Origin of the sequence: Ruoffia sp. FAM 26255, from assembly GCF_045528525.1 — a bacterium.
In the GTDB taxonomy this organism is placed as follows: domain Bacteria; phylum Bacillota; class Bacilli; order Lactobacillales; family Aerococcaceae; genus Ruoffia; species Ruoffia tabacinasalis.
The window spans coordinates 1-7,618 of the sequence record NZ_JBGQQX010000074.1; the positions used below are offsets into that span (position 1 = coordinate 1).

The window sequence follows — 7,618 nt, forward strand, 5'->3', positions numbered from 1 at the left end:
ACGCGCTTATGGGCGTTCTATTTGTGTGTTCAATGTTAGAGAAATGAGTAAAAATGGCTGTTAATTGAATTTATTTATTTTCTTAATCTCATTTATAATTCCTCAACGTAAAATGGGTAAATTCAAAAATCAGCTGCATACACTTCAGTTAAGTCAACCATGCCTAATGGAATACAGATAATGTAACCCACAATCATTCCAATAAATACTGAAGCCGTGCTCCAGATGCCTTTACCAAAATGGTTCAAGAATAAAGTGAATACCATTACAGCAAAAGCTACGGTCAAGTTACGCAGTGACCCATAATCCGATGCACCAACACCTCCTGCTGCCCAATCCATACTCACTGGAAGTAAGGTAATACCAATCAGAGCAACAACCGTCCCGGTAATTAATGGTGGGAAGAAGCGCGTTAACGGCTTAATAAAACGACTTAAAATAATTTCGACAAATGATCCCGTGATGGTTGCACCAATAATTCCAGGAATACCAAATTGTGCCCCCACACTAATGGCTGGGTTCACGAATGTGAAGTCTGTCCCCATCATACCAGAGACACGTGCTCCGATTGGGCCTAAGCCTTTAGACTGTATAACGGTTGTTATACCCGAAGCAAAGATTGTCGCACTGACCATGAATGAAGTCTCTTCTACTGAGAATCCTAAAGCAGCACTCACCACTAAAGGCACGGCAATAATTCCCGCAAAGGCAGCTAAGATATGTTGCCAAGCTAAGACAACGGCGACTGATGTGGGTGGTACGTCTTCAATTTTATATTTTACTAATTGTTCTTTTGTATTTTCCATGATACACCTCACTTGTAATGATTAATTGAATTTAACACAATCTGCCCCGAACGTTAATCAAAGGTCGAATAATTCATAACAAAAACTTTTGAATGTTCGACTTTAGTGACACTGACAAAACTCTATACAAAAACAAGTTCAATATTGAAGAGACAGTCAACCTACCACCCACAACATTGAACTTGTAAGACTTACTTAATATAGATAGGATTCCCAACAACAACTGGCGTTGCCTTGATTCCACGAAAGTCCGCGCGAATATCAAAGCGCACGTAACCCTTGGCTAAATCTTGCGTCAAAGGAATCTCAATCTCCCGAGGAGAATCTAATAATTTTAGAGGCTCACTTTGGTATATCACTTCTTCATTATTCCATATCGTCATATAGGCATTCTCAACCGCAAACTGCGTCAAATCATGCAATTCAGTGGGTTCAACCCTTACTTGAATCTGACCTTCACTAAAGTCTTCCGACTCCACCCGGTCACCGATGTGATAACTCCGAGTAACGTCTTTTGCTTGTAATTGAAACTCCACGACAGCTCCTAATGTCACATAAAATTGACCTTGACCCAGGGATGCTTTGAAATTCTCAGCCGTTAGCTCAGACTCAGGTATATCAAGATAAGTCACGCCCATATTAGCATCTAACGTGTCAGGCCGGTGCCAATCGCGACCAGCAGAGCAAGAAATCTCATAACCTTTCTTCAATTTATCTACCCAAAAATCATAAGCTAAGATCGATTCTGATTTATCCTGCGGCTGGTTACTATTCCAAATCTCGATATAATTTACCAAATTATAGTCTTTCACTTGATAATCCCAATGGCACCCCGTACAAATAGGACTACCCATATCGAAAGGATGGGCAATCCCCACTAGCCCGTTAGCCGCTTGGACTTCTGTCATGTATTTATCAATGGTATTCGGGGTTGCCTCACGCCAGTCAACGTCGTAATCCGCATCATGAACTAACATATGGCCAAAGTAAGTTGTCCATTCAATCCCGTGTAATGTAACTAGTTCTCCATCCTTAACAGCCGGCACTATAGGCATCTCTGAGTAACCTGCTGATGTGTTATGATCAGTTAGAATAAGTCCTTTATACCCAAAAGATACGGCAGATTCAACTAAGTCCTTTACCGTAAATTGGCCATCACTATGAATGGTATGTGAGTGAACTTCGACTGGAAATTGGTATGCTGTCATTTTATCGCCTCAATTCGGATATTTGCCGCAACTTCTTTACTCGCAATACAATGACAATTTAACTGTAATTCCCAATCAGCAGGTTCAACTTCTACAGGCCAAAATCCAAAACTGGCTGTTTCATTATTAATTGTAATTTCTTGATCATTGCTTTTATTGTGATGTGCTCCTAAGTACTTGCCATTCTTTGATAAAGATAACGTGATTAAGTTATCAATCGGCAAATGATCATATGCTAAGCGCTTTGCACTCGCAAAATCAGCTTGGTCGTATTTTCTTAAGGCATCTTCAACTTGCCTTCTGGCAACATCGTCCTTGCTTTTATCCGGATTGTAACTGAAATGAATGATTAATTCTGAATATTTATTTCTAATTTCAAAAGGGATTTTTATATTTGTTTGTGTATCATACTCACCTAATCTTAAATCTAATTCAAAAATGCTCATAGTGTCCTCCTTAGAATGAAGTAATAATAAAAGAAACTGCAACCTTAGTTCCAGCTCCTTTCTCGATACTCTGTTGAATTAGCTTACTTCTCATTTATATGCTGTAGAGCAACTCAAAAATGTATTGTGCAAAGCATCTTCGATCGACTTAGCTATAAAATGAGATTAGCATACGCTTGTAAATTTAATATCAAATTTAAGTAAAGTTAGTGTAAACTCCATGACGCCTAATATTAATTTTATGTAAATAAAACTAAATTGCCCACCTAATATTCGGTTGATTGTATCCATAATAAGCGCTTTTATATAAAACTCTGTTTCACCTTTTTAAAAAAACTATTGAAATATCTTCTTAATCCCATTACACTAGATTTTTATAAAACTATAACAATAGAAGTAGGTATATTATGAAACAACCAAAGTTAACACTTTCATTTAGGGAAACACTTGTTGTTGCTTCCTTATTATTTGGACTTTTCTTTGGGGCAGGAAATGTAATCTTTCCGGTTTCCCTTGGTCAAGCGGCAGGCGGATCAGTCTGGCCTGCAATCCTAGGCTTTAACATAACAGCTGTAGGTCTTCCTTTATTAGCAGTGATTTCTATGGGACTCTCTCAAAGTGAGTCCGTGATTGATATGTCACAAAAAATCTCTAAAGGGTACAGTTATTTCTTTACTGTTGCTTTATATTTGACCATCGGCCCATTTTTCGCGACACCACGTTTAGCTACTGTGTCTTATGAAGTCGGACTGTCTACTTTAATTCCTCAAGAATTTAATACACTATCTTTATTTATATATTCATTGATTTTTTATTCAATTGTTTTATATTTCTCATTACGTCCTAGTGGGATTTTAGATTGGATTGGACGATACTTGAATCCACTTTTCTTAGTTTTACTAACAATTATTCTCATTAGAGCCTTTACTTCCGGTGATCCTTTAATTGGAGGTGCAGCCTCTGTCGAAACATATCAAACTGTTCCTTTTTCAACGGGACTGCTTGAAGGTTACAATACGATGGATGGTTTAGCTGGTTTAGCTTTTGGAATTATAATTATTAAATCCATTCGTCAAATTGGAGTTACGGAACCGACCCGTTTAGCTTCTGAGACAGTTAAAAGTGGGATTTTTAGTTTAGCGGTCATGGCTTTAATTTATCTTTGCCTAGCGCTCTTAGGGACTCAAAGTCTTAATTTTGCGGAAGTTGCTCCTAATGGTGGAGTGGCGATGTCGATAATTACTCAACATTACTTTGGTCTGTTTGGACAAATTCTACTTGCAGGTGTGATGGCTGTGGCGTGTTTGAAGACGGCGATTGGACTGGTTGTTGCTTTAGCGGAAACCTTTGCGGACTTGTTCCCGAGCTTTGTTACTCAACGGGTTTGGACAATCATTGCGACACTGATGGCCTTTTTAGTGGCAAATATTGGCTTAGATTTAATCATCTCGTATTCAACACCTGTCTTGATGTTGCTTTACCCATTAGCCATTACTTTAATCCTTTTACATCTACTCGAGCCCGTAATTAAAAGCCAGACAATCTACCGTAGTGTCACATTCTTTACATTACTTGCGGCGCTGTTTGATATGGTGGCTGCCTTACCACAGCCTTTATATCAATGGTTCCAAGCAGATATGTTTGTCAATTTTGCAAACTCATTCTTGCCTTTCTTTATTATTGGCTTTGGTTGGGTCGTCCCTGCTTTAGTTGGCTTTATTGTCGGTTTAATCCTTACGAAGATGCAACCACAACCAAATTAGTTCATACACAAAGGAACCCCGTCTATACCGTCATTTTAGCGGTATAAACGGGGTTAAATTTTTGTCTATTGGTAACTATTGTTCGGTCGGTTCTGAAATTGAACCTGTCATAACGACTGCTTGCATTGGATCAATGTGTTTCACTTGATAAACTACATTGTCTTCTTGCCAAACAACCGTATTATCTACGTACGTCTCGCCTTCTGCTGGGCTTAATCTCACTTGCCCTACGCTCGAAGGTTCAGGTAAGTAGACTTCTTCAAGATATTTAACAACCGATTCTGCTAAAGGTACTGGATCTTCTTCGTTCATATTATTCGCTTGAATTAACAGACTCCAATTGCCTTCTTTCCAGTTTAAATACGTTGAACCGGCTGCACCTTGCAAGTAGCCCGTAATATCATAACCTAAATCAACTTCGTCCCCTTGTAAATCTAAGACTTGATTGACTGCTTCAATGGCTGCTTCTTCTGTTCGATAGGTCGTTTTAGTTAAAGATGCTATTGGTGTTAAACGATTGACTGCAGAGTCATTCACTTCGAAGGGTGTGTCTTCTGCATAATAAAAAATATTGAAGTTATCTTGATCATCTACACCTGTCGTGGCAGCAGTAACATATTCAGGTAAATCAGCCGTCAACACGTAAGTTGGCAACGTATCTTCAGGATACATCTCAGCTAAGGTTGACACAACTGATTGCGCATGTTCTTTTGGCGTTTCTGACTCAGCCGTAACTATTTGTTCCGTTATACCAAATTCCGTATTAGGCATAATCATGTGTGGGAGTGTCAATGCTGTTACTAATACAACAGATTTAATTAATCGTTTCATCAGCTTTCGCCTCCTATAAATTCATTTTACTCCTTCTATAAACAAAGTACTATTGATAACCACTCGTACCTATCTAGTTTCTATACTAATTCATGATTGTATTTGCTATAGTTACAAAGATTTTTAGCAAATAAATTACTTGTATTAGTGTTAATGATGAAATATGTCATGGTTTTCCTTTAGATTACATTCTTCAAAATGGGGATGTCGTCAAAATCGACTTCTGTGTTGATCTAAATGGAGCAATTTCAGATAGTTGTTGGAAACAGACTGAGAGATATTAGTCATGCGATTCAAACACATGCAGTGTCACATGGTTATGGTGCGGCCAGAGATTTTTTGGCTCATCGTATTAGACCTTCGATTCACGAAGAACCAAACTTTCCGCATTATGAATTACCAGGACGTGGCTTATGCCTCGAAGAAGGTATCACCATTACTATTGAACCTATGATTACAACTGGTACATGGCAAGTTAAGATGGACTCTAACGGTTGGACTGCACGTACCCGAGATGGGAGCTACTGTGCTCAATATGAGCATTCTATTGCGATTACAAAAGATGGTCCTGTCATTATGACACTCCAAACAAATTAAAAAAGCATTGAATTTGCTCCTCTATTAGAGTGAATTCAATGCTTTTAATAATTTTATTTGAACATATCCAAGACGTTGTCTAATAAACCATCATCCTCTTGTTTTGTATCCGTTGTACCTTTAGACGAATCGTTACCGAATAAGCCACCTAATATTCCACCTATATCGAAAGAATTTGAATTATTTTTACTATAATTTTTAACCGAATTAGATAGTTGTCCTAGAATGCTTCCTGTTTCTTGTTGAACTCCCGTGTTATCTAAGTTCTTTTCCTTTTTACGGTCAGCAAAATATTTCATCACGATGGGTGCTAAAAGCACTAAAACTTTTTTCACATCTGAAGATGACAAACCAACTGTATTTGAGATGCGGTTTGTTACCCCGTCTTTGTTTCCGAAAATATGACCTAAGATATTGTCCCCATCTTGTGGATCTACTTCACTCGACAATTGCTTAATTGATTGATACTGGTCGACATCTTCATGTTGTTTTAAGGCAGAGTTAAAATCTTCATTTCCGGCTTTGTCATTCGTATTGCGATTGATTCCTTGAAGAATCGCTGGCAGTCCTAAAGCAGCTACCTTACTAAAGTCAGATGTACTTAATCCTGCGCGATTTGCCAATGTTTCTTGCTCTTCACTTTGATCATTTGAGACAAACATATCAAACAAATTTGTAGCTTGATCGAATAAACCCATATCCATTCTCCTCTTATATTAATTTGACTTAATTATATGACAAAACTACGATTGAAGCTAATATAATACACTGTGACACTAGAATCTCCACTCAAAATAACTGAAGAAACAAAAAAAACACATTCCTACCGAAGTAAGAATATGCTTAAAGTATGCTGGCTAAAGGAGTTGAACCCTCGACCCTCTGATTACAAATCAGATGCTCTACCAACTGAGCTAAGCCGGCTTGTTAATTATTAACTAATCACTATCGAAACTGTATTTAAGCTGTATCAAAAGCGTGGTACGATGGAAAATTGTATCAAAGAAATCAAGAATGGGTTTTCCTTTGATAAGACCGACAGCTCAACTTATGTGGCGAATCAAGCTCGAATGATGATGAGTTGTATCGCCTACAATTTGGTCCATCTCATGAAAGAAGCGACCTTTCCAAAGGAAATGAAACGGTCGACCATTTCAACAATTCGTTTCAAACTCTTTCATATTGCAGGAAGGCTAACGAGTCATGCCAGGCAACTAAGAGTTCGTTTGGCATCATCTCACGTATTTGATTCCCTCTTTTGGGAAGTGCTTGAGAATATTCAATCGCTTGTCCTCTTGCATTAGCTTTTTGAATGAGTAAGACGTCTTTTTTTAAGTAGTGTAAAACCAAGGGGGTGGTATCCCCTTTTTTTGGGCGAGCCTATCAAAATCTGCCTGAACCGACTTTATTCGAGCCAGTCAAGACAACAAAAATACTCAAATGAACGAAAATAGTCAGTGAAATAGTTATCCACAGATAGCTATGAATTATTCAGGTTACTTTGTGTTTTAATTTTTTGAAAATTGTCTAAAATATCTTCTCTGATATATGTTTTTTCTGAAGTATCACGTAAATTCACATATTCAATTATTTTCTGCTTAAAGTAATTTATTTGAGTTGTTTTTTTCATCGAAAATCTCCTTTTGATGTATACCAATATTAATATTTTATATAAGAGTGAGGTGTATCTATTTTTTATCGTAGCAAATTTGCCTTCCATTACTAATACATAAGGTTAGGAAGCTTCATGTATTAGGGCACTGAAAATAATAATGGCGATCACACCCCAAAAGTTAGAGTAAACAAGCTAGCTCTTGCTACTGAAACCATTTCTTTAAAGCTTAAATTGTCAAATTAAGTGCAACACAGTTTTATAAAAGATTTCATAAGGTGTTTTCCAATTCAAACATTTTTTGGGACGTGTATTTAATTTCGTTGCCCAACCTTGTATCTCTTCATCAGTTGCA

General features: G+C 37.6%; 6 protein-coding genes, 1 tRNA gene and 4 pseudogenes. 3 read left to right on the forward strand and 8 right to left on the reverse strand.

Translation table 11 applies throughout. The annotated features are described in order from the left end of the window. Window positions 1-131 precede the first annotated feature (131 nt). From ACEN31_RS10510 to ACEN31_RS10520, 3 genes and pseudogenes are all read right to left on the reverse strand, one after another. Window positions 132-806, reverse strand: a pseudogene (locus ACEN31_RS10510) (solute carrier family 23 protein); the annotation flags it as partial. 191 nt (window positions 807-997) lie between these two features. After that, window positions 998-2,014 carry a CehA/McbA family metallohydrolase gene (locus ACEN31_RS10515; RefSeq protein WP_407090468.1) on the reverse strand — a complete coding sequence of 339 codons (1,017 nt, stop codon included), beginning with the start codon at window positions 2,012-2,014 and terminating at the stop codon, window positions 998-1,000. Continuing rightward, window positions 2,011-2,460, reverse strand: a complete 450-nt coding sequence (locus ACEN31_RS10520; RefSeq protein WP_407109383.1) for a hypothetical protein — start codon at window positions 2,458-2,460, stop codon at window positions 2,011-2,013. Before ACEN31_RS10520 ends, ACEN31_RS10515 begins: the two co-directional genes overlap by 4 nt. Window positions 2,461-2,867: 407 nt before the next feature. Here ACEN31_RS10520 and brnQ point away from each other — a divergent pair, with 407 nt between their 5' ends. Next, the gene (brnQ, locus tag ACEN31_RS10525) at window positions 2,868-4,223 is read left to right on the forward strand and encodes a branched-chain amino acid transport system II carrier protein (RefSeq protein ID WP_407090466.1); all 1,356 of its coding nucleotides are present in this window, start codon (window positions 2,868-2,870) and stop codon (window positions 4,221-4,223) included. Between the two features lie 75 nt (window positions 4,224-4,298). Here brnQ and ACEN31_RS10530 read toward each other — a convergent pair whose 3' ends face one another. Further along, on the reverse strand, window positions 4,299-5,054 hold the full coding sequence (locus tag ACEN31_RS10530; protein WP_407109384.1) for a hypothetical protein: 756 nt from the start codon (window positions 5,052-5,054) through the stop codon (window positions 4,299-4,301). A 137-nt stretch (window positions 5,055-5,191) separates the two neighbouring features. On the opposite strand from ACEN31_RS10530, the pseudogene ACEN31_RS10535 reads away from it, so the two are divergent. Further along, window positions 5,192-5,651: pseudogene (locus tag ACEN31_RS10535) on the forward strand (M24 family metallopeptidase); the annotation flags it as partial. Window positions 5,652-5,704: 53 nt separating this feature from the next. On the opposite strand, the gene ACEN31_RS10540 reads toward ACEN31_RS10535, so the two are convergent. Both ACEN31_RS10540 and ACEN31_RS10545 read right to left on the reverse strand, forming a co-directional pair. Next, on the reverse strand, window positions 5,705-6,349 hold the full coding sequence (locus tag ACEN31_RS10540) for a DUF937 domain-containing protein (protein ID WP_407090464.1): 645 nt from the start codon (window positions 6,347-6,349) through the stop codon (window positions 5,705-5,707). A gap of 153 nt (window positions 6,350-6,502) precedes the next feature. Further along, a tRNA-Thr gene (locus ACEN31_RS10545) sits at window positions 6,503-6,575 on the reverse strand. 35 nt (window positions 6,576-6,610) lie between these two features. Here ACEN31_RS10545 and ACEN31_RS10550 point away from each other — a divergent pair. Then, window positions 6,611-6,955 (forward strand): annotated as a pseudogene (locus ACEN31_RS10550) (transposase); the annotation flags it as partial. Window positions 6,956-7,131: 176 nt separating this feature from the next. Here the strand turns inward: ACEN31_RS10550 and ACEN31_RS10555 are convergent. Both ACEN31_RS10555 and ACEN31_RS10560 read right to left on the reverse strand, forming a co-directional pair. Beyond that, complete coding sequence (locus ACEN31_RS10555) at window positions 7,132-7,281, reverse strand: hypothetical protein (protein WP_407090463.1); 150 nt, start codon at window positions 7,279-7,281, stop codon at window positions 7,132-7,134. A gap of 219 nt (window positions 7,282-7,500) precedes the next feature. Further along, a pseudogene (locus tag ACEN31_RS10560) lies at window positions 7,501-7,618 on the reverse strand (IS30 family transposase); the annotation flags it as partial.